This window comes from Aquimarina sp. MMG016 (genome assembly GCF_018100805.1).
GTDB lineage: Bacteria > Bacteroidota > Bacteroidia > Flavobacteriales > Flavobacteriaceae > Aquimarina.
Window position 1 is genome coordinate 441,605 of record NZ_JAGJEA010000004.1, and the last position, 24,853, is coordinate 466,457.

Annotated in this window: 7 protein-coding genes; 2 read left to right on the forward strand and 5 right to left on the reverse strand. The window is 36.5% G+C overall.

Going from position 1 to position 24,853, the window contains the following annotated elements:
* Positions 1-33: 33 nt before the first annotated feature.
* The 5 genes from J8M14_RS11085 to J8M14_RS11105 all read right to left on the reverse strand — a co-directional run bounded on the left by J8M14_RS11085 (position 34) and on the right by J8M14_RS11105 (position 22,988).
* Entirely contained in the window at positions 34-5,067 is a 5,034-nt protein-coding gene (locus J8M14_RS11085) for an immunoglobulin-like domain-containing protein (protein WP_211074680.1), read from the reverse strand.
* Between the two features lie 275 nt (positions 5,068-5,342).
* Positions 5,343-9,494 carry a M60 family peptidase N-terminal accessory domain-containing protein gene (locus J8M14_RS11090; RefSeq protein ID WP_211074681.1) on the reverse strand — a complete coding sequence of 1,384 codons (4,152 nt, stop codon included), beginning with the start codon at positions 9,492-9,494 and terminating at the stop codon, positions 5,343-5,345.
* A 373-nt stretch (positions 9,495-9,867) separates the two neighbouring features.
* Positions 9,868-12,399 carry a hypothetical protein gene (locus J8M14_RS11095; protein ID WP_211074682.1) on the reverse strand — a complete coding sequence of 844 codons (2,532 nt, stop codon included), beginning with the start codon at positions 12,397-12,399 and terminating at the stop codon, positions 9,868-9,870.
* A gap of 173 nt (positions 12,400-12,572) precedes the next feature.
* Positions 12,573-21,137, reverse strand: coding sequence for an FG-GAP-like repeat-containing protein (locus tag J8M14_RS11100; RefSeq protein WP_211074683.1), 8,565 nt, complete (start codon positions 21,135-21,137; stop codon positions 12,573-12,575).
* A gap of 360 nt (positions 21,138-21,497) precedes the next feature.
* Positions 21,498-22,988, reverse strand: a complete 1,491-nt coding sequence (locus tag J8M14_RS11105) for a tail fiber domain-containing protein (RefSeq protein WP_211074684.1) — start codon at positions 22,986-22,988, stop codon at positions 21,498-21,500.
* A gap of 350 nt (positions 22,989-23,338) precedes the next feature.
* Here J8M14_RS11105 and J8M14_RS11110 point away from each other — a divergent pair, with 350 nt between their 5' ends.
* The gene (locus tag J8M14_RS11110; RefSeq protein ID WP_211074685.1) at positions 23,339-23,860 is read left to right on the forward strand and encodes an RNA polymerase sigma factor; all 522 of its coding nucleotides are present in this window, start codon (positions 23,339-23,341) and stop codon (positions 23,858-23,860) included.
* Positions 23,861-23,941: 81 nt separating this feature from the next.
* A complete protein-coding gene (locus J8M14_RS11115) occupies positions 23,942-24,844 on the forward strand; it encodes a FecR family protein (RefSeq protein ID WP_211074686.1) in 903 nt (300 codons plus the stop codon).
* Positions 24,845-24,853: the final 9 nt, after the last annotated feature.

Here is a 24,853-nt window from a genome sequence, read left to right on the forward strand (position 1 = left end):
TTAAATTATGTAATCAAATTAGCTATATAATAGCTACTCTTTTATGATTCTATATACTTTAGAAGTTGCATCATTAATACTAACAAAGTAGACTCCGACAGCTAAATCCTCCATTGGCAATACTACTTTACCTCCTGATATAGGATATATTTTTGAAGATACCATCACACCTAATGTATTATGAATATTAATGGCAATCGCATCACTACCTGTACCAGGTATGGTAACTGTTACATTTGCTTTGGTTGGATTAGGATACAATGAGATTTCTTTAAATCCTTCTATCGTTTTGGACAGCTTTCCTTCACAGGCGAGACTGGATACAACCTCAACTACATCTCCATTTTGAACCGGTATCGCAAAACTGTTAGTGTCATATTCTCCGATCACTTCTTTGTTAACCGTTACTGTATAAGGAGCCGTTCCTGAATCAATTTGCACAAAAATCTGACTAGCTCTGTCATTGTTATCTATACTGGTTCTACCGTTTAATATAGAAGCTTCTTCAATTACTAATTCAAAACATTGTTCACAATCAGAAAACCCATCAATTGCAATACATACAGGGTATGTTCCCGGAGGAAGATCATTAACTGTAAGATTTGATGTGAACGCATAAATTTCGTTATTAATCGTCGCGATATAGTTTTGGGATTCCATAGTATCAATCGTAATAATCCCATTATTTTTGTCTGTACAGGTTTCACTTAAAGCTTGTACCTGGAAATTATCAAATGGTAGATTTTCTAAAGGACATCTTTCAATGACATTGACTATTCGGATAACCTCTGCAGCATTATTTCCTGATGCATCTGTTGCATTATAAGTGATACTATAGCTCCCTAAAGCATCTACAAAAGTTGATGTGTCAATTACTATTGCTGAACCGTCATCTGTAACTGCTCCTAGTTCTATGTATCCTTCACCTATTCCTATGGTTTGTGGATTATCTCCTAATAACGTGATTACTGGAGCAGTGGTATCTACTACTGTAACGGTTCTCGTTACTTCTACAGCAGTATTACCTGATGCATCAATAGCATTATAAGTTATCGTATAGTTGCCTACAGCATCTACAAAATCAGAATTATCAATTACTACAGCCGATCCATCATCCGCAGTTGCGCCTAATTCTGTATATCCAGATCCTAATTCAATCACCTGAGGATTACTACCTAACAAGGTAATTATTGGAGCGGTAGTGTCTACCACATTTACAGTTCTCGTTACTTCTACAGCAGTATTACCTGATGCATCAATAGCATTATAAGTTATCGTATAGTTGCCTACAGCATCTGCAAAATCAGAATTATCAATTACTACTATAGACCCATCATCTGTTGTTGCGCCTAATTCTGTGTACCCTGCTCCTAATTCAATCACCTGAGGATTATCTCCTAGCAAGGTAATTATTGGAGCGGTAGTGTCTACCACATTTACAGTTCTCGTTACTTCTACAGCAGTATTACCAGATGCATCAGTAGCATTATAAGTTATCGTATAGTTACCTACTGCATCTACAAAAGCAGAAGCATCAATCACAACAGCTGTACCATCATTAGTAGTTGCTCCTAGTTCACTATATCCAGCTCCTAATTCTATTGTCTGTGGATTTGCTCCGGTTAATGTAATTACCGGTACTGTTGTGTCTACCACATTTACCGTTCTGATTACTTCTACTGCATTGTTACCTGAAGCATCAGTAGCGTTATAAGTTACAGCGTAGCTTCCTACTGCATCTACAAATGCACTTACATCAATAACTACTGCTGATCCATCATCTGTAGCAGCTCCTAATTCTGTATACCCATCACCTAATTCTAATACTTGTGGATTTGCTCCTGTTAATGTAATTATTGGTGCTGTTGTATCTACTACATTCACCGTTCTAGTTACTTGGGCAGCTATATTTCCTGATGCATCTGTAGCATCATATGTAATTGTATAATTTCCTACTGCATCTACAAATGCACTTGCATCAATGACTACTGCTGTACCATCATTAGTAGTTGCTCCTAGTTCACTATATCCAGTTCCTAATTCTATTACTTGTGGATTTGCTCCTGTTAATGTAATTACAGGTGCTGTTGTATCTACTACATTTACCGTTCTGATTACTTCTACTGCATTGTTACCTGACGCATCTGTAGCATTATAAGTTACAGCGTAGCTTCCTACTGCATCTACAAATGTACTTGCATCGATTACTACTGCTGATCCATCATCCGCTGTTGCTCCTAGTTCTGCATATCCATCACCTAATTCTATTACTTGTGGATTTGCTCCTGTTAATGTAATTACAGGTGCTGTTGTATCTACCACATTTACAGTTCTGATTACCTCTACGGCATCATTACAAGACAAATCTCTTGCATTGTAAGTTACGTTGTAAATTCCTACCTCATTTGTATCTACGGAAGATGCATCAATCATTACCATGGATCCGTCATCTGCGCTAGCCCCTAATTCTGCATACATATCGCCCCGCTCGATTTCTTGGGGATTATCTCCTGTTAGCGTAATCACTGGTGCCGTTGTATCTGTAGTGGTCACAGTAACAGTTGCCACTTGCTGCGAAACATTACCATTAAGATCGGTAGCGGTAAGTGTTACCATATTTGCTCCTAAATCTGTACAATCAAAATCTGTTTGAGAAGCTATTAATGTATCGACACCGCAACCATCTAGAATTCCAGAAACAGGTACAAAAGCAACTACATCATTTGTAGCAGACCATGTATCTCCATTACGCCCAGTTACTGTAATTGCTGCTGTACCATCTATATTTTCAAGACCTTGTGTTTTGATATTACTTACATCTGGAATATTAGTTGTATGAATTTCAATACGATTGGTTGTTTCAAAGAGTTTTACTTGTGTGGTACTTCCTTGCGTAATATCATCAATATGTGCTATATTATCAAACTCCATAATGAGAATACGATTTGGTGCCATACCAATAGTTTCGTAACGAACAGTTCCTCCTTCTGTAGGATCATAATCATCCCAATCGAAAGCAATTAAATTGTTTGGCACAGAAGTATCAGGAAGTACCTGCCCTTCACAACAACCATCATCACTATTGTCTGTAAATGTGATAAATCCGTTAGAAGAAATATAAAAATTATTATAAAGGTTACCATAAAATGCAAATTCAAAACCAATAGGTAATGCATCCGAAACCTCATCATCACCAAGTATGATTTCTGTACCTGTAGCTGAAATATCTTCTCTGTTAAAGGTTCCTGTTTGATCCACCGTATAATCAGCAGCTAAAGGATCTGGTCCTACAAGATCGTTTGCTGTTAATGAAGCGGTTCCTGCTGCATCCAAAATCAACGTTTGATTCTGAGCCAGAAATGTTGGTCCTTGCGTATCATCAATGGTAACCGTATAATTACAGCTATCGATACCACCTGTATTATTCGGGATATCATAGGTAAACGTAGTTGTTGTTCCTTCTGCTAATAAGGTTCCACTTACGGGACCAGAAGTACTATTTGAAGCACAAGGGTAATCATATACAACTCCACATGAATCTAAACCTGGTTCTAGTGTTAAGTTGCCAGGGCAAGAAGGAATAGTTACCGTAACTGTTACAGTGCATGTCGCTTCATTACCACCTTGATCACTTGCCGTTACTGTTACCAAATTATCTCCAATATCTGCACACGTAAATACCGATTTGTCTAAAGTAACATTTCCTAATCCGCAGTTATCTGTAAAACTCGCTAATAAGCTATTTGGATCTAATGTTACACTTCCTGTGGCATCTAACTCGACAGAGAAAGGCGCTACACATTGTATCACTGGTGGTACTGGATCTGTAAGAACAAAAAACAAGTTGTCATTTGTTACATTTCCATGTACATCTGTTGCCGAAATGGCTACCGAATTAAATCCTATATTATCACAATTAAAGTCTGTTTGACTAATAGTCGTGCTTGCGATACCACAATCGTCTGTAACGGTTGTGTTTAATATTGTTAAATCTAATGTTACTTCTCCATTACTATCTAATGCTACCTCAAAAAACGGAAATGTTGGAGGTAACGTTATTATTGGAGGTGATTCTACAATAGTTACTGTGACATCTATTGTTACACTATTACTTTGATCGTCTGTAGCTGTTAATTGTATCACATTATCTCCTAAATCTGCACAGGTAAAATCTGTTTGACTTAGACTTAAGTTAATATTGGCTTCAGCACTACAGTTATCTGTAATAGTAAATCCAAAGTCAGTTGGACTTATAGTTATATTTCCTGTAGCATCTAAAGCCGTTGTTAATGTTGTCGTAGCTGTTGGTGAAAGATCGCCACGAACCCAAACGCGGTGAATTGTACTTTGGCTATTTAATGCACTATCATCAACTTCCCAGCGGTTTCCTGTTCCACGAATTCCCCAATGAAATTGCCCAGTACGAAAAAACGGAAACTCTGTTAAAGCTTTATCTCCTTGACTTGAGAATGCATTTATAGCTTGTGCTGGTATATTAGCTGTATGTCCAGAAAGCGCAGTAAAATTTGATGGATTCATAATGCTAGCAAAGTTGCCTAAACCCGTTTTGAGATATGTTAACACATTAGTGTAAGACGTTTTAAAGTTTATCACACGGTTATGTCCTGTGGTTTCTCCATAAAAACGTACTTCTTCAAAATCGATGGCTGCCGCTAATGTGTTTCCCATATGTCCCCAATTAGCTGTTCCTGCTTCGTTGTCTCCAACAGTCGAAGAACCTAATAACGGAAGGTCTGTATTTCTAATTGTAAGATCCGTATTATCTCCTGCCAAATGCACATAATTTAATATCATTAGCCAACCACCGCCATCGGTGTCGTTATCTAGTGCTCCTTGAAAAGTGCTCCCGTTAAAACTAAAATAGTAGGTACCACTAGGCACACTACCTACTGTTGATTGTAATAAGTTTTTAAACGGATTTGCCATGGTTCCATCTCCAGCGTTTCCAAATACTGGTGCTTGTGCATCCTCTCCAGGACCACATTGTGCTTGTACGTTATAGACAAAACATAAAGATGTCAATAACAATAGTAGTAGTTTTTTCATAATTAAGGGGTTTATAAAATTTAATTGTTTAATTGTTGTTTCGTATCTAATACAGGTAACTTTCAGTATACCCTATTTTTAGTTGCAATTTTTCGACACGAGGCGCTATAAAGAATCTCATAGCAGTAAAAAAAGAGTAATGAAATAAGAAGTCCATAGGTTATAAGGTTTTAAAATTTGGGTGGTGTAAAAGTATTTTATTGTTGTTCTATATGCTAAAAAACTACCCCTACAAATACCCCTACAAAATAATTAAACACTTTATAGACAGGTGCTTAGAATTGTTCTCCTCTACCTACATTTGGATTTAAAGAATTATTAATATCAGTATTTTGTATCTGTCCGTTCATATCCATATCTGCATTGTTATAGCCAGAGCCTCCTAACAATTGAATTACCTGATTGATATCCGAATTTTGTACCTGACCATTACCATCATAATCTCCTACAGGAATCGCAAAAATGCCGTTACCCATATCGATCACTGCATTTGATCCGCCTTGTAATACACTAGTTGATGCAGAAAGATCTACCATTATAGAAGTGGATGACAGAGAGTAGGTTGTAGCCGAAAGTACACTCAAGTGATTACGGTGCTTAATAGCTATATAATAATCTTTACTAGGGATGTTAAATTCTAAATTTGAAATACCATCTACCCCCACAACACTACCATTACGTGCTAATAAACCAGATTGACTATCAATAACAATGGTACTATCTGTTGCATCCCGAAGTTCTATCCATACCCAGTCTACAATAGCATTCGCTCCTGTTGTATTGAAAATAGATGAATTACAAGTTGCTCCATCTCCATAAGGACTTGTCGTTGGGATACTGTTTGCAACTCTAAGATCATCACGCATCAAAGACTCTTCTCCTGCATTTGGATTCATTGCCGCGCCTTGTAAGAATACTTTAGGGCTCAATATAATCTTTACTGGAAAGCCTTCAACTACAAAATCATCCAAAACAATACCTTCTTCATGAAAGATATTGTCAGAGTGTAATGTCATTCTAAACATAATATTATCTTCATTAGTAAGATCAGTTTCTCCCAAGCCAGCGTTTTCTGTAAAATCATATCCGTACGATGTCATCGTTGTATTTGTTCCAGTCCATTGCGCTCCTGGACAATCTAGACAACCAAACCCACTGCCATCATTATTACTATTATACCAATTTGGCTGACTATCTATAGTTCCTAAATTTTCCCATGTTACCCCACTATCTATCGAATACTGAACATTTGCCCAATCCCAATTTTCCTCAAGGTCATAAGCCATTTGAAATTTAAGTACTGGATTAACAATCTGTGTAAAATCGTAACAATATGACTGCAAACTTGCATTTGCATCTGCAGGATAATTACCAGATAGATTAGTACCGTAAACCTGAGTTCCTGTTGCTGCATTATTTAAGAGAGAACCCGTTGGAACACCTCGTTCCCAAACACCATTTTGAACAATTAATTCATCCTCAACATTTTCAAAAGAATTTATCACATTAAAATCCCCTGATGCATTTGCACTAAAGTTTTGTGAAAGGTTATCATTGGTATTATTCTCGTCATTGGGTATAGATACTTCAACATTTAATGTAAAATTTCCGGTTCCCACTGAAATTGAAGATAGATTTACAATTATTTCTTCATCAGATTGTAGCATCCCATCCCAAGTATGATTATGGGTTTCACCTCCAATAACACCATACATAATTGTAATCTCACTTATATCATTTATTCCATTATTTCTTATTAGTAATTGTGTTGAAATATCACCACAAATTGTTTTTGAAGCGTTTGGACTATTAATGGCGCGTAAACTGACATCATTTTGAAATGTTTGGCAAGCTCCATTAGGATAATACGTTGCTAGTAAGGAGTCGATTTGAGCGATAATTTGAGCACCTATATTTTGGGCATCATAATTTGTATATATATCATTAATTTCTGCATGATGATAAGGATCAACTTCTGCTAACAAAAAGTCTTTCCAAGGTAAAAAATCGCTTTGTGTTTGTGGAACCAGATTACGATAATAGACCAAACGATCATAAATTTCGCAACTTTGAGAGTAGGCTGCATAGGTATCAATTTCTCCTGCTGAAGGAATCATACCCCAAAAGTTTAATAAAGGGGTCATATTAAATCCTATTCGCTCTGTTGCAGCTTGCAAATAGTCTGAATCTAACACATAGGTGTCTCCGAGTGGAGAGCCTCCTTCAACTGTCCATTTATCATAAAAGAATTTATTAAGTTTTCCTAGATCTCCCCAACTAAACAGGTCTACGATATCAAACCATTTTGCACCACCTCTAACTTGATATTTTGCATGTTCGTCCTGCATACGCATATTATTCCTAAATTCTGGCGTAATCATCCAAGCAATAGCTCCAGTATCTCTTCCATAGGTTTCATCCTCTACATAACTAATTGACTTTTCAAGATCATTGGTTAATACAAAATAGCTTGGTACCGAGAACATTTGTACTACGGTTTCTGCGTGTCCGTTTGGAATTGGGAATAACATATTATGTCCCAACTCATGAAAAATAAATCCTTGGTTGGTTTCTACAAAGTCTTCTTCTAAAATACGTAGTGGGCTCCAATATGTAGATGGTAATGCTTGATCATACGTATTTTCATGCATCAGTTTAGGATAGCCAGCACTACCTACTCCTCCTATACAATCTGCTAGAACATATTCTGCACGAACAGGATGTAATGGCCTACCTGCAACGGTATTAATTAAATCTATCATTTCACCCCATTTTAACATGATGTCGGTAAGGTCTGTAACACCAATCATACTTGTTGGTAATGTAAACATCATTTTATCGGACTCTATATCTACCCATTTTACATACCCATTATTTATATCGGTAATCCATTCGTTTATATTTTGAGGTTGCCCAGATAGCATTCTAAAATATGGCGATTTTACAGCACCATCTATGGTTACTGTTTGCCAACCTTCATTTAGCTCTTGAGGAATTTTTAAATATAAAGCGCCTCCAAAAGGATTCGCTATTTGTGTTGTTGTAGATGTAATTTCAATGACTTTAGAAATACGCTGAAAACGTTGCATTCCTTCAAGAGAAGATTGATCTGTATGCGCTCCGGCAATAATTTTTATTCCCCTATTCACCAAAGTTGCAGGAACAGTAACGGTTATTAATTCGCCTGGTGCAGCATAATACCCTGTTGGTCTTATTACACCTAGATGACCATCTACCAATTGTATTCCTGGATCTTTACTATAGGTGCTATTTATTGCTACCTGAGCGTTATTTACACGAGGTGCTGTACTACTCACTGGGCCAGGATAAACATTTCCTTCCCTAAAACTCATACCAGCCATATTTGCCATATTTCCTGCTACAAATTCATTATCAAAGATATCTTGCATTAAGAAGTAAGCTATACGCTCTTCATTCGATAAACCTGACAAACTAGGTGTTGCGGCACGGTTAGTAAATAATGCATCGAAATTAGCTTCAAAGGCGGCTAAATAAGTATCTATCTCTGTTTGTGCGTTACTATAACTATTTTGATAGTTAACAATAATTGTAGTGGTATGGGTATCTTTTTCTGCCTGAGTTAAAGTAATATTCCCCATAATATCATCCGTCATTTCTTGCAAAGCTGTCTTATAAGCAACAATATCTGCAGGTCTTGCTGGAACGTGCAACTTAAAATGATCAATGATCATAGTTCCATCAAAATTATGAAAATCCATATCCCAACCATGACCTTCTTGCCAACCTATATAGGCTGGAAGAGTTTGAAGGGTATTCTTAAACAGATTCATATCAAAACCTTCAGCGAAAAAATCAAAATTATAGGTATCATTGGCTTTAAAAAACCACGATCTTGCCTCAAAATCTATCTTTAAGCTTAGATTAATTTCCTCATTTGTATTGAGAGGAGAGGTATTCACTCTAAAAAAAGCAGCAGTATCAAAATTACCGTCTGAAAACCCTAAAAAGATATTGAATGTAGTAGCACTATTTCTAACTGCATTTAGTACTAATCCAGCACTAGCGTTACCTGTGCGTTTGGAGCCATAAATAGGTTTACGTCCATTACCAGTACTTGTATACGTATATCGAAAATTAATGTCTAATTCAAAGGAATCATCACTTGCTATTAAAGATTGAAAGGAATCATCCATTAACATATATTGGTTCGTTACCAAATCAATTCCTTGTCCTCCTGAAGGAGTAGCAACATAGGAAGGTGTTGAAGATGTTGGGGTCTCATTTACCCATTCTATAAACGTTCCGCTTACACCATTGGAGGTGTCATCTAGATTACCATCTAGAGGATAGTGGACTACCTGGCCGCAAAGGACGTTAGTCATAAGCATCAAAATCACATAAGGGAACAATAATTTACCTGGGGTAGCAAAGTAATTTTGTTTCATAAGTAGGTTTATTAGTTAGAGGCGTTTAGTAATCTTACTACTAGTACAGTTAAGTATTCGACTACCCTATTTTTATTTTTTTTCAATATTAATTGGAGGTGCTTTGAAAAAGATGAAACAAGTATTTCTAAAGGCGATAAAAACTAAGGAGTTCATAGGTTTAAAATTTAGGTATTCCAAAAATATTGGAGTTTTATTACCTTTAAGGAATATGTATACATACAATTCCGTAAGTCTTATCTTTTATAAGTCTTATAGGTGAAATGAATAAATTCTGTTACGATGAGTATATTGAAATAAAAAGAAAAACCACTCTTCTATAATTTATAAAAAGAGTGGTTAGAAATGTTAGAAATTATAGCAATTTCTATAGCTATAGTCTACTGATCAAGTATCCACTAAATCCACTTTCGGATTGCAAGCTCCAGGAAGTGTCAGTGCTAGAAATAACATTAACGTGTACTTTTTCTCCTGCAGATAACTTCAATACTCCGCTAACACTTAGGGTATGAAAATTTGTGGAAGCGTCTCCTTCAGAAATAGCATGCATTCCATTATCTAAACTTAATGCACCTTCGACTCCTACGAGCAGTCTAAAAAAACCAGAATTAACTCCATCAAAACGTATCTGTGCAGAAAAGAAATATAATCCATTTACAGGTGCAGTAAAAGCTCCTGTAGCCTCATTAAAGTGATTCCCATTATCGTGTAAGTTGGTTATTGAGGGATTGCTTGTAGTCCACGTAGGAACTTTTACAAAACCACCTGCTCCTGATAATACCAGTGTTCCGCTTAGATCTGCACAGAAACTTGGTAGCCCCGTTACAGTTAATGCAGGAGTAGTGACTGTAGCAGCAGATACATTAGATGTCCATTGTGATCCTCCGGTACCATTACTAATTAATACTTGTCCACTGGTTCCCCCTGCTGGTAGTTCGATCTCATTGGTGGGGTCATTATCGGCATCATTCACTGCATCGTTTACCCAACTATAACCACCGCTACCATCGGTACGTAAGATTTGTCCATTAGTTCCGCCAGTAGGTAATTCGATTTCATTATTCGGGTCTGCATCGGCATCATTTACAGCATCCGTTGTCCAGCTATAATTTCCAGCGCCATCCGTAGTTAATTTATCTCCATTGTTACCTCCTGCTGGTAGTGTAGTTCCTGAGTTTACTGTAGTCCAGGACACATTTCCTGATCCATCGGTACTCATTACCTGACTTGCTGTTCCATCTTGAGCTGGTAGCGTATATGAAGTACCCGCTCCTTGATTATCTCCATCAATGGTTAATTGACCGTTTAAAGTGGTGTTACCATTTTTACGCATTACTAATGCATTGGTTCTATTACTATCGTCAATTCCATTTCCTATAATGAATAGTGGATCTGTAGCTACATAGGCAGCATCGCTTCCATTTACAAATTCACTAAATAATCCAATGGTATGTTGTCCATAAGTAGTCGATTGTGTTCCTCGACCTATACCTACCGCATAAAATCCAGAAACACTATTATTAGCACCTAGTGCAACCGTAGAAGGACGAGAAGCTAAATTATTAAATCCTATAGAAAAGGCGTTTTCTCCTCCAGCATTATTGTAACTACCGAAAGCAGTCGCAGCAGTACCTTGTACAAGATTTCCTCGACCCATTGCAACAGAAAATGATCCGGTATTTCCAGTATTCCAATCTCCCGAAAATCCATCTGAAGCTACTGCACTTCCTGCTCTAAAGGCTCCTTTGCTTTTATCAAAATACATTCTAACATCATCACTTACATTATTTTCGATATCATCTAATTGGGTACTTCCAAATACAAAATCATCAGTTGCAATGGTTCCCGGAGCATTACTAGTCACATTAGCAGACGTAGAAAATGCTGTAGTAGGTATTGCAGGTTGGTTAATCCAGGACACATTTCCTGATCCATCTGTACTCATCACCTGATTGGCTGTTCCATCTTGTGCTGGTAATGTATATGCTGCTCCCACTCCTACATTATCTCCATCAATCGTCAATTGACCATTAAGAGTAGTACTTCCATTTTTTAGCATTACCAAGGCATCGCTCCTACTAATATCATTTCCATTTCCAATAACAAAAATTCTGCTAGTTGCTCCTATACCAGCAGAAGCGGAAGGATCTATGGTATTTCCAGACCCAATAGTAATCTGGTTTGACTGTGCGTTGATCAAATCATTTCCTATGGTTATACTTCCAATTCCACTATCCACATTATTGGATCCTAATGCGATAGATCGACCTCCTGACGCTTCATTATCAAATCCTAATGCGATAGACGCAAATCCAACTTTACTAGCATCCCATTGATCTCCACGAGCCGTTCCCGCTCTAAAAGCACCTTGTCCTTTATCAAAAAAGAATCTATAATCATCATCAAACGTATTGGTATTATTATCTAATTGTGAACTACCAAAAACAAAATCGTCAGTTGTGGTTTCACCGGGGGCATTACTAGTCACATTATTAGTTGTGCTCAAAGCTTGATCCCCAGATGAGGCAGCATACAATGCATAGGGCACTTGCTGTAACTTAGAAGCACCTATGCTTGCATAAGTAGTTCCTCCTGTTACATCAACCGCAATTCCAATCCACTGGTTTTGCTGACTCCAATTGATTGCGTTAAACATATCTGAAGTTGTTCCGGCTCCAACAGACAAAGAAATCACTCCTTGCGCTGTAGAAGTTACCGTATGGGTTTCGGTATATACTACGGTATCCGGTGCCGCACCTTCTAATATTTGTACTTGTACACCAATTGATTGATTACTTACAGGATCACCAGCAGCATCTCTTACTACTGCTTGATAATTAAAAGATTGTGAAAATCCAAAAAGACCGGATAGCATCATAAGGATCAAAGGGGTAATTTTTTTCATTTTTATAGTATTTATTTTGAAATTTTATTGTTCGTTATTAGGAATACAGCTAAGTGTAGATATACCCTATTTATTTTTTGTGAGTTGAAAAGTTTTATGTAATAGGTTTTTAGTTCGGCAAATGGATAGCCTAATAAAATCATAAATATCTATTTACCTTACTGTCTTATATGTTAGTGCTTAATCATTATCTTTTTATATACAGATCCATTAGAAAAAAAATATCCTTTTAACCAATATATTCCGTTTGGTAAATGGTCGACTTTTATATCTTCTTGTAATTGTTGTTGATTAAATCGATGAATTTTCTTTCCGGTCATATCGTACATCTCTATGCCTTCAAGACTTTCAAAATTTAAAACTCTTATATAGTCAGAAGCAGGGTTAGGAAATACTTCCAAAATAGGATTAGGGTTAGTCACTATTACAGTTCTAACAATTTCCTCCGCGTTGTTACCATTTCTATCCGTAGCATTATATGTGATGTAATAGGTACCGGTAGCATCTATAAAATCAGAGCTATCAATTATTACTTCAGATCCATCGTCAGTAATTGCTCCCAACTCAACGTAACCGGAGCCCTTTACAATAGTTTGAGGATCATCACCTATTAGCGTAATAATAGGTGGGATATTATCTTCGACTGTAACCAATGCAGTACAACGGTTAGTATTTCCGGAAGGATCGGTTCCTATCAGGGTTACCGTTTGTACTCCTACATCTACTAATGAAAACTGAGTTCTACTTAAGGTCAAAACAACTCCACAGGCATCACTAGAACCATTATCAATATCAGCAGGTGCAATGGTTGCATTTCCGGTAGCATCTAATTGAATCGTTATGTCCTGACAAACTACAACAGGTTGTATAATATCTTGAACAGTAACCGTTGCTGTTTTAGTATCTGAATTACCATTGACATCGGTTACCGTTAACATCACGGTATTGGTTCCAATATTGGTGCAATCAAAAGAAGTGATATCTAAACTCATTAATTCGATTCCACAGTTATCTAAGGAACCATTATCTATCTGTGCTGGAGTAATACTTGCATTTCCTGAAGCATCTAATTGTACTGTTATGTTTTGCGTTACCACAGTTGGAGTAACCTTATCTTCAACAGTAACCATTGCTGTATTTGAAGCTGAATTTCCATTGACATCAGTTACCGTTAGGATTACTGTATTAACTCCGACATTGGTACAATCAAATGAAGTTGTATCTAAACTCATGGATTGAATAGCACAATTGTCTGAAGAACCATTATTTATTTGTGCTAGGGTGATACTCGCATTTCCTGCTGCATCTAATTGCACGGTGATATCCTGTGTGACAACTATTGGTACAACAGTATCTTCTACTGTTACCGTAGCGGTTTTAGTATCTGAATTACCATTGACATCAGTTACTGTAAAGTTTACTGTATTTAAACCTACATTGGTACAGTCAAATGAAGTGATATCTAAACTCATGGATTGGATTCCACAGTTATCTGAAGAACCATTATCGATTTGAGCAGGTATGATACTTATATTTCCAGAAGCATCTAATTGTACGGTGATGTTTTGAGTAATAACAGTTGGAACTATTATATCCTCCACTGTTACTATAGCAGTTTGACTATCTGAATTACCATTGACATCAGTTACCGTTAAGGTTACGGTATTTACACCAACATTGGTACAATCGAATGAAGCGGTATCTATACTCATGGATTGAATGCCACAATTATCTGAGGAACCGTTATCTATTTGAGTATTAGTTATACTTACGTTTCCTGTAGCATCTAATTGTACGGTGATGTTTTGAGTAATAACAGTTGGCACAACTTTATCTTCAACAGTTACTGTAGCAGTTTTAGTATCTGAATTTCCATTGATATCAGTTACCGTTAAGGTTACCGTGTTTGCTCCAACATTGGTACAATCGAATGAAGCTGTATCTAAACTCATGGATTGAATTCCACAATTATCTGAGGAACCGTTATCTATTTGAGTATTAGTTATACTTACGTTTCCTGTAGCATCTAATTGTATAGTAATGTTTTGAGTAATAACAGTTGGCACAACTTTATCTTCAACAGTTATTGTAGCGGTCTTAGTATCTGAATTTCCATTGACATCAGTAACTGTTAAACTCACTGTATTTGTTCCAACATCGTTACAATCAAAAGAAGTGATATCTAGACTCATGGATTGAATGCCACAATTATCTGAAGAACCATTATCGATTTGAGCAGGTGTGATATTTACGTTTCCTGTAGCATCTAATTGTACCGTTATATCTTGAGCTACAACTGTTGGATTGATTTTATCTTCAACCGTTACTGTAGCAGTTTGACTGTCTGAATTTCCATTGACATCAGTTACCGTTAAGGTTACGGTGTTTGCTCCAACATTTGTGCAATCAAATGAAGTGATATCTAAACTCATGGATTGAATTCCGCAGTTATCTGAAGAACCATTATCGATTTGAGCAGGTGTGATATTTAAGTTTCCTGTAGCATCTAATTGTACGGTGATGTTTTGAGTAATAACAGTTGGATTGATTTTATCCTCAACCGTTACGGTAGCAGTTTGACTATCTGCATTTCCATTGACATCAGTTACCGTTAAGGTTACGGTGCTTGTTCCAATATTGCTGCAATCAAATGAAGTGATATCTAAACTCATCGATTGAATTCCGCAGTTATCTGAAGAACTATTATCTATTTGCGCTGGAGTTATATTTACGTTTCCTGTAGCATCTAATTGTACTGTGATATCTTGAGTGATTACTGTTGGAGAAACTTTATCTTCTACAGTTACTGTTGCCGTATTTGAAGCTGAATTTCCATTGACATCGGTAATTGTTAAGGTTACCGTATTAGCTCCAACATTGGTGCAATCAAAAGAAGTTGTATCTGAACTCATTGATTGAATTCCGCAGTTATCTGAGGAACCATTATCGATTTGAGCAGCTGTAATACTCACAGTTCCTGAAGCATCTAATTGTACAGTGATATCTTGGGTGATTACTGTTGGTGCAAGTTTGTCTTCTATAATTACTTTGACGTCAATAGTACTTGAGTTTCCACTTGCGTCTGTAGCAGTTAACTGTAGAATATGTTCTCCTATTTCTGTACAATCAAAGTTTTCTTTGCTAAGGGTTTGGATAATTGTCCCTCCGCAATTTTCTATTGGAGTTAAATTGTAATCCGAAGGAGTAAGTGTAACATTTCCGGTAGCATCCAACCCAATTGTTACAACAGGAGCAGTGAACGAAAGTGTTTCATTGCTGCGTATCCATACGCTATGAATGGTACTTTCTGCATTTATTGAAAAATCATCAACCTCCCAACGTCTTCCTGCTCCTTTAATTCCCCAGTGATACGCATTTCCTCTAAAAAACGGGAAGCTAGTTAAAGCTAAGTCTGCCTGATCACTATAACCTCCATTCATACTTTGTGGAAGATTAGAAGTATGTCCTGCAAGTGCGGTAAAGTTTCCATTATTCATTCCATGAAAATTACCTGTACCTGTTTTTACATAGTTTATTGCATTTGTGTATTCGGTTTTAAAATGGATTTCTCTATTGTGTCCGGTTGTTTTGGCATAAAAACGTAATTCATTAAAATTTATGGCAGAAGCCAATGTGTTTCCTATATGCCCCCAATTAGCAGTACCAACTTCATTATCTCCTAATGTAGAAGAATTAATCAACGGTAGGCTTAAATTTCGTATTTCTACATCTGGGTTTTCGCCAGCGGCACGCACATAATTAAGCACTAATAACCAACCACCTCCATCAGTGTCATTATCGAGTTCTGCTAAAAATGTGCTGTTATTGAAGTTAAAGTAATATCTTCCACTAGGAACGTTTTTTAATACATCCTGAGAGATTGTTGTAAAAGGGTCTGTTTGAGTACCTGTTCCCCAAGCACTAGGAAATAATGGAGGTATAGTATCTACTATAGTAACTGTGCTATCACAAGAGTTACTATTTCCATTTACATCGGTTACTATTAGGCTTACGGTATTTGTTCCAACATTTGTACAATCAAAAGTATCCTTGCTAAGCGTTATTGTAGCTATTCCGCAATTATCGATAGAACCGTTATCAATTTGATCCGGGGTAATTGTTGCATTTCCTGTAATATCTAATGCTACTGTAATGTTTTGACAAATTATAGTAGGAGCAATAGTATCTTCTACAGTGACAACTGTAGTACACGTATTGATATTACCACTAGTATCTGTAACCGTTAACGTCACGGTGTTTGCTCCAACGTGGGTACAATTAAAATCAGTGATATCAATACTAGTAGATGCAATTTGACAATTGTCTGTACTACCATTATTAATATCAGAAGCAGAGATAGTAGCCTTTCCAGTAGCATCTAATTGAACAGTAAAAGGAGCTACACAATTAGCTACTGGAGGTACAAATTCTTTAACAATAACGGTTACATCTATGGTAGTGTTATTATTGCTAATATCGGTAGCTGTTAGTTGTACCGTATTATAACCAATATCATTACAATTAAAATCGGTTTTGCTTAGAGTTAATGAATTTAAACATGATTCTTGTATGGTCAATCCAAAATCTCCTGGGGCTACTGTAGCTTGATTAGTCGCATCTAATATTACGGTTACAAAAGTACTTTCTATAGTTTCTGAAGGGGATAAATCTCCTCGTGCCCATACTCTATGTATGGTATTATTATCTCCATGATTGGTAAAATCATCCATCTCCCATCGAAATCCTCTTCCTCGAATTCCCCATCCAGCTGATCCGCTTCTATAAAATGGATATTCGGTAAGTGCATAATCTCCTAAATTCGGAAAATCATTGACGGCATCACCTGGGTGATTTGCCGTATGGTTAGCTAATGCAGTAAAATTATTTTCAATACCATCAAAAGTCCCCATTCCTGTTTTTACATGGTTCAAGGCAGAGATGTAGTCTGTAGTAAAACTTAAGATACGAGAATGCCCCGAAGTTTCTCCGTAAAACCGCATTTCAGAAAAATCAAGAGTTGCCGCTAATGTATTCCCTATATGTCCCCAATTTACAGTTCCTCCTTCATGATCTCCTAAAGTTGAAGAACCTAGCAGAGGAACGTCTGTGTTTTTTACATCTAAATCAGTATTGACTCCTCCCTGGTGCACATAATTTAATATCATCAACCAACTTCTCCCGGCACTATCAACATCTAGTGCACCTCTAAAAGTAATTCCATCGAATGCAAAATAATATACACCGCTTGGCACTCCTCCTATTTCTTCAGGAGCTAAACTAACAAATGGTTTCGCCATTGTTCCTTCACCTGCTGTATACGGAAAAACAGGAGGTGCATTATCTTCAACAGTAACTATAGCGGTTTGACTGTCTGAATTTCCATTCACATCAGTTACCGTCAAGGTTACTGTATTTGTTCCAATATGAGTACAATCAAAAGTAATAGTAGTAGCAGTAATAGTAGCATCTAAGCTCATCGATTGAATCCCACAATTATCTGAAGAACCATTATCAATTTGTGCTGGAGTAATAGTTATAGTTCCTATAGCATCTAATTGTACAGTGATGTTTTGGGTAACTACCGTTGGGTTGGTGGTATCTACCGTACTAAAACTTCCTTCTGCAGAAAAAGCGGATCCTGCAAAATTATGATCTATAGCCTGTACTTTAAACATATAATTTGCCACACAGGCAGCCGGAAATTTATAGGTGTAATTAGTACCTTGTCCTGAATTACCTATAGCTGGAAGTTTACGCCATCCATCATTTTCTTGTGCCATTGGGGTAACTTCGTATGCAGAGCTTGCCGAAGCATCTTTTATATATACATTATAACTTAATCCGTTGTTTGGTGTTTCTGTATCGGTACTAGCTGTCCAACTCAAGGTTACTTCGTTCCCGTTTACTACTGCTGTAGGATTTGTAGGTGCCGTTGGAGCCGTATTAGCGATGCTACTATTGTTTGTAAATATTTTTGAAACTAATGAAGTAGTGGCAAAACCAGTTAATGCAATATCTAAATCGCCATCATTATCATAATCACCCCAGGTGGCATCACTACCTGCTATTTGAGGTAAGTTTTTTACTAGTAGCTGTGTAAAAACACCTGCAGTATTAACATATATTTCAGTTCTTAAACTTCCGCTTATTAAAATATCTAAATCTCCATCACTATCATAATCGCCCCAAGCTAGAGAACCTTCTTGTGTTCTAGGTAAGTCTGTTAGTTCTGCAAAATTACCTCCTGTATTGGTATATATTTTAGATATTGAGAAACTGCCCATTAATCCAGATAATACAATATCTAAATCCCCGTCATTGTCATAATCACCCCAAGCAACTGCGCTATTATATACTCCTACCAAACCTGCAGAAGTAAGTTCTGTAAAACTTCCTTCTGTATTGGTATATATTTTTGATACTGGGGTAGTTCCGCCTAATGAGCCTGTTAGCAACAAATCCAAATCTCCATCATTGTCATAATCACCCCAGGCTAAAGCACTAGCACTTACACCAGATAGATTTGCAGTAGAAAGCTCTTTAAATGCCCCGTTAGTATTGGTGTATATTTTTGAAATTCCTGATCCAGTTAAAGCAATATCTAAATCTCCATCATTATCATAGTCGCCCCACGCTGCATCTCCATAAGATATTCCTGGAAGATTGGCCGTAGTTAACTCTGTAAATGTACCATTGTCATTCGTATAGATTTTTGTTACATTTATATTCCCAAAGGTTAAACCAGTTAGGAGAAGGTCTAAATCTCCATCATTATCATAGTCGCCCCAATCTACTGCTGCCCATTGGACAGGAGTTAGATTAGCAGAAGTTACCTCTGTAAAAACACCTCCATTATTTGTATAGAGTTTTGTGATAGGATCTGGAACTCCAGAAATACTTTTTTTACCTGTTAGTAATAGATCTAAATCGCCATCATTATCATAATCTCCCCAGGTTACATCTCCATTATAAGCACCTGGCATATTGATAGTGGTGTCTTCTGTAAATATATTTTGTACCGTTACCGTCGCTGTTTTAGAGTCTGAATTACCATTAACATCGGTTACGGTTAGCGTAACTGTATTGGTTCCTATATTTGTACTATTAAATGTAGTTGTATCTAAACTCATTGATTGAATACCACAATTATCTGAGGAACCATTATCGATTTGTGCTGGAGTAATAGTTATAGTTCCCGAAGCATCTAATTGTACCGTGATATCTTGTGTGATTATCGTTGGTTTTGTCGTATCTCCAATACTAAAACTTCCTTCGGTAGAAAAAACCGACCCAGTAAAACTATGATCTATCGCTTGTACTTTAAAGGTAAAATTGGTATTGGTATTGCAACCCCCTAAAGGGCGTTTATAAGTATACGAGGTGTTTTGCTGTGCATTACCCAAGGCCGGTAGTTTACGCCAACCATCATTTTCTTGCGCCATGGGACTAACTTCGTATGCTGAGCTTGCCGAAACATCTTTGATATATACATTATAACTTAATCCACTACTTGGTGTTTCATTATCGGTACTGGCAGTCCAGCTTAAGGTTACTTCATCACCATTTACAACTGCTGTAGGGTTCGTAGGTGCTGCAGGAGCTGTGTTAGGTGTAACTGTATTATTAGTGAAAATTTTTGAAGTTACAGGAAATTCTCCTGTTAATAGAATATCTAAATCCCCATCATTATCATAATCTCCCCAAGCTGAATCTCCAAAGGTTGCTCCTGATAAATTCGCTGTAGCTAGTTCGCTAAAAACTCCTGCGGTGTTGGTATATATTTTTGAAATATTTCCACTTGGTGTCCAGCCATTTAACAAGATATCCAAATCTCCATCATTATCGTAATCTCCCCAAAGTGCAGCACCAACATTAACACCTGTTAAATTGGCTGTGGCGAGTTCTGTAAAAGTACCTGCCGTATTGGTATATATTTTTGAAATACTTGTACTTCCTTCTTTACCAGTTAACAGTATATCTGCATCGCCATCATTATCATAATCGCCCCAGGCTACAGAACTAAAAGATACTTGTGCTAAACTCGCAGTAGCTAGTTCGGTAAAAGTGCCTGCTGTATTGGTGTATATTTTTGAAACCTTTGTACTTCCTATGCTTCCTGTTAATAATATATCTAAATCTCCATCATTGTCATAATCGCCCCAGGCTACAGCACCATCTGTTACTCCTGTTAAATTCGCTGTGGTGAGTTCGGTAAAAGTCCCTGCTGTATTCGTATATATTTTTGACACCCGAATGCTTCCTGTCCAACCAGTTAATAATACATCTAAATCTCCATCATTATCATAATCACCCCATGCTACAGCACTAATATTTACGCCTGTTAAGTTTGCAGTAGCTAGTTCGGTAAAAGTCCCTGCTGTATTCGTATATATTTTTGACACTCGCATGCTTCCTGCCCAACCAGTTAATAATATATCTAAATCCCCATCATTATCATAATCGCCCCAAGCTACAGCACTATCATTTACGCCTGTTAAGTTTGCAGTAGCTAGCTCGGTAAAAGTCCCTGCTGTATTCGTATATATTTTTGACACCCGCATGCTTCCTGCTGCCCAACCGGTCAATAATACATCTAAGTCTCCATCGTTATCATAATCACCCCAAGCTACAGAACTTTGGGCAACTCCTGTTAAGTTTGCTGTGGCTAATTCGGCGAAGGTTTGTGTATAAGCATAACAGCTGATTAATAATACTGAGAATAGTAGTAGTTTTTTCATAGTAAAAGGGGTGTTATTCTGGGGTTCTTTTTTTTATGTATTCATAGGTAATACAGTTAAGTCTCTATTTACCCTATTTTTATTTTTTTGATGGATTCAATCCAATTAATGTTATAAAAAAACTACTGCTTTATCGCATGTGTAGATTTCCATCTAAAAACGGTTTCATTACATACCAATGTCTAATATTGAAAAGTTTTATCAGAAGAATGTTATACCAATTATCATCCAAGATTATCTGTTAAGATCATTTCTTTTGTTCATGTATTGACATAAGGAATTGATTAGACCTAACATCAATGTATTAGAACTTCGAACCCAACCAACATCTCAATAAAAGCTACATACGCATTAAAAAAATTACTTTCCGATATTTGAACTATCAACTTTATCCTCTTGCTTTTGCATAACCGTTATTATTTCTTTTAACTGATCAATTTCGTCCACTTTATTTTTTAACTCATCTATTTGAGCTTGTTGTGCTTTTACAGCCTCTAGCAAAACGGCTGTAAGGGACATATAATCCATGGACTTGAAGCCTTCATTATTAGTTTTTACCAATTCGGGATATACTTTTTCTACTTCTTGAGCGATCAATCCAATTTGCTTGTCTGTTGTAAAGTTTTGATCAGGAAAATCTTCTGTTTTCCAATAATATGAAACCCCTCTCATTTGTTTGATATTTTCGATAACATTGGGAAGTGCCACAATGTTCTTTTTCCATCTTAGATCCGAACTGCAAGTTCCTCCGGTACAATTCACTGACCCATTTACATCTAGCTTTACAGAAGGATTATTTCTGCCAATTCCTATCTCTCCGGCAGCATCAATAACTAATCTTCTAGCTCCAGCGGTATTATCGTAGATATGAAATTCTCCTGGGTTAGCGTCAAAAGCACCTTGTATTCCCATAAATATTTCTCTCTGTGTATTTTTAGCAACCATACCAGCCCAACCATTACTCGTGTTTTCTAATCGTACACGAGTTCCATTTCCAGCATCTGTAATATGTAGTTTATCATCAGGGCTGGTTTCATTAATTCCAACTTCTCCTCCTTGATTAATAATCATTTGTGTATTCCAGGAGATTGGGTCTCCAGCAATTGCGGATGCTCCATCTGCATGCTTAAATTCTATCCAGGCATCATCATCAGTGCCTGCAAAAGCGTTGATATCTATAAAAGCGGCATCTTCATTACCCTTTATATAGGTTTCATTAACTCCATAACTGGCATTCCATTTATGTTGTATTCTTCCGTTTCCATCTTGTACACTTACGATATAATCCGAAGTGCCTCCTGGCATTATAATCCCTTCGTTACCATTAAGTGATGTATTGTTAACCGCAATACCATTATTAGCAACTAGGGTATTAGTTGTAATCATTCCTGCTCCAATGATGTCATTGTTATTAAGGTCAAGATTTTGAATAGCAGTATGATTTCCTAAGTTATCTCCCTGAGCTACGGTATTTGCGGTGAAAGCGTAAGGAACACTCAGTAATTGCGAGCTACCAATTGTAGTATAGGTAGTTCCTCCTGTAATATCAACCGAGATCTCTAACCAATGGTTTTGAGTACTCCAATCGATAGTGCTGAAATCATCCGAACTCGTTCCTGTACCAATTGTCAGTGAGATAACTCCTTGTGTGTTTGAGTTTACCGTATGCGTTTCGGTATATAAAGTTGTTCCTATAGCACTACCTTCTAGCAGTTTAACTTGTACACCGATAGATTGATTAGAAACAATATCTCCAGCAGCATTTCGTACTACTGCCTGGTAATTGAAGGATTGAGAGAATCCAAACAGACCACATAGCATCATCAGGATCAATGGGGTAATTTTTTTCATATTCTAGAAATTATTGTATTTATAATTTTATTATTCGCTACTAAGAATACAGGCAACTGAGTATAAACCCTATTTTATTTATTCATATTTTAAAAAAAAAGAAGTTTGTAGTTTTTTAAAAATTATTATTGATATGGTTTGTGGCATTTAAAATTTTAAATAAAAGAACCTGAGTTATAGTTTTAAACAATAATATTCTTTTTTGCCCCCTACAAATACCCCTACAAAATTTTTGAAGACCGCTGTAAATAAACAGTTTAACAATAGTGGTTTTATGAATAGTCAATAAACTTTTTGGCTTACTGTTTTTATTTAATAATTTTGACTATTTAGTTTATCTAATTCCCCTTATGCCTGATAAAAAGCAATCGGTTTGCGAAGAAAAGAATTTTGACACCCTTTTCAATACTCACTATGAATCAGCGAGAAACTACCTATATTATAAATGTGGGGATCTTCAGCAGGCAGAAGATATTGTACAAGATGCTTTTGTGAAATTATGGAAACAATGCGCTGATATTATCTATGAGACTGCAAAATCCTTGATTTTTAAAATATGTAACAATGCACTTTTGAATGAATTTGCTCATAAAAAAGTTGTATTGCGGTATGAGAATACTCCACGTACTGATAAAAATCACGAAAGTCCTGATTTTATTATGGAAACAGAAGAGTTTAGAGAAAAACTGGAATGGTGCATTTCAAAACTTTCACCTAAAGAGAGAGAAGTGTTTTTATTGAGTAGGATTGATAAAAAAACATATAAAGAGATTTCGGAAATCACTAATATCTCAGTAAAAGCTGTAGAAAGAAGAATGAGCAATGCCTTTATTATTCTCAGAAAATTACTGGGAGACGAAATTAAAATTTAAAAAAGTAGGGTAATCCAGTAATTAGCTGTATTAGGTATAAGGAAGGTTTTTAGCTGTTTAAAAGCCTAAACTTTTAGAATTATGGAAAAGTATGAATCAGATGAAACATTTATAGCTCGTTGGGTAGCTGGTGAATTAAACGAAGAGGAACTATCTGAGTTTGAGAAGTCAGATGCTTATAAGGTGTTTGATCGTATTAACGAAGAGGCTCAACAATTTCAGGCACCTCCAATTGATAAAAGACAGGCTCTAATCAGAACCAAAGAGCAAATTACCTTTGGTAAAAAGAGAAAAACATCAAATGCCTGGTATGCTATTGCTGCTTCCATTGCTATTGTGATTGGTACCTTCGGTATTCTCAATTCTTCCAAAAGTTACCAAACAGCTTATGGAGAACAATTGGCTGTCACATTACCTGATGGGTCCAAAATTCAGCTCAATGCAGATTCTGAATTAACTCATAAACGTTTCTTTTGGATCAATAATCGTGATGTTAACCTAAAAGGAGAGGCGTATTTTGAGGTAGAAAAAGGTGGTGATTTTGTGGTAAAAACGTCACAAGGTTCGATATCCGTGTTAGGAACCAAATTTAATATTAAAACAAGAGGTAAAGCTTTGGAAGTAAATTGTTTTGAAGGAGCAGTTAGATTTGACAAACTTGATACAGATGAGTATCGTATCCTGAAAAAAAATGATAGAATTACGCTTTACAACGATCAAATTAATAACGAAAAAACTGAGGAAACGCATCCGAATTGGATGAAAGGCATTAGCGTTTTTAAAGAAAAACCATTACACGAGGTTATTGATGAAATTCGTATTCAGTATAATGTTACATTCCAAGTCAATGACACTGATTTATCCAAGCTATTTACTGGAAGTTTTTTACACGATGATATAGAGAAAGCGTTAAAATCTACGCTAACACCTATGGGAATCTCATATACTCTTTCTGAAGATAAAACTATTATATATTTACCTTAACTTTGCACT

Excerpts from the sequence above, each read along its gene's own strand:
- J8M14_RS11110 (WP_211074685.1), top strand. The coding sequence starts at position 23,339 with ATGCCTGATAAAAAGCAATCGGTTTGCGAAGAAAAGAATTTTGACACC.
- J8M14_RS11100 (WP_211074683.1), bottom strand. The coding sequence starts at position 21,137 with ATGAAAAAACTACTACTATTCTCAGTATTATTAATCAGCTGTTATGCT.
- J8M14_RS11105 (WP_211074684.1), bottom strand. The coding sequence starts at position 22,988 with ATGAAAAAAATTACCCCATTGATCCTGATGATGCTATGTGGTCTGTTT.
- J8M14_RS11095 (WP_211074682.1), bottom strand. The coding sequence starts at position 12,399 with ATGAAAAAAATTACCCCTTTGATCCTTATGATGCTATCCGGTCTTTTT.
- J8M14_RS11090 (WP_211074681.1), bottom strand. The coding sequence starts at position 9,494 with ATGAAACAAAATTACTTTGCTACCCCAGGTAAATTATTGTTCCCTTAT.
- J8M14_RS11085 (WP_211074680.1), bottom strand. The coding sequence starts at position 5,067 with ATGAAAAAACTACTACTATTGTTATTGACATCTTTATGTTTTGTCTAT.
- J8M14_RS11115 (WP_211074686.1), top strand. The coding sequence starts at position 23,942 with ATGGAAAAGTATGAATCAGATGAAACATTTATAGCTCGTTGGGTAGCT.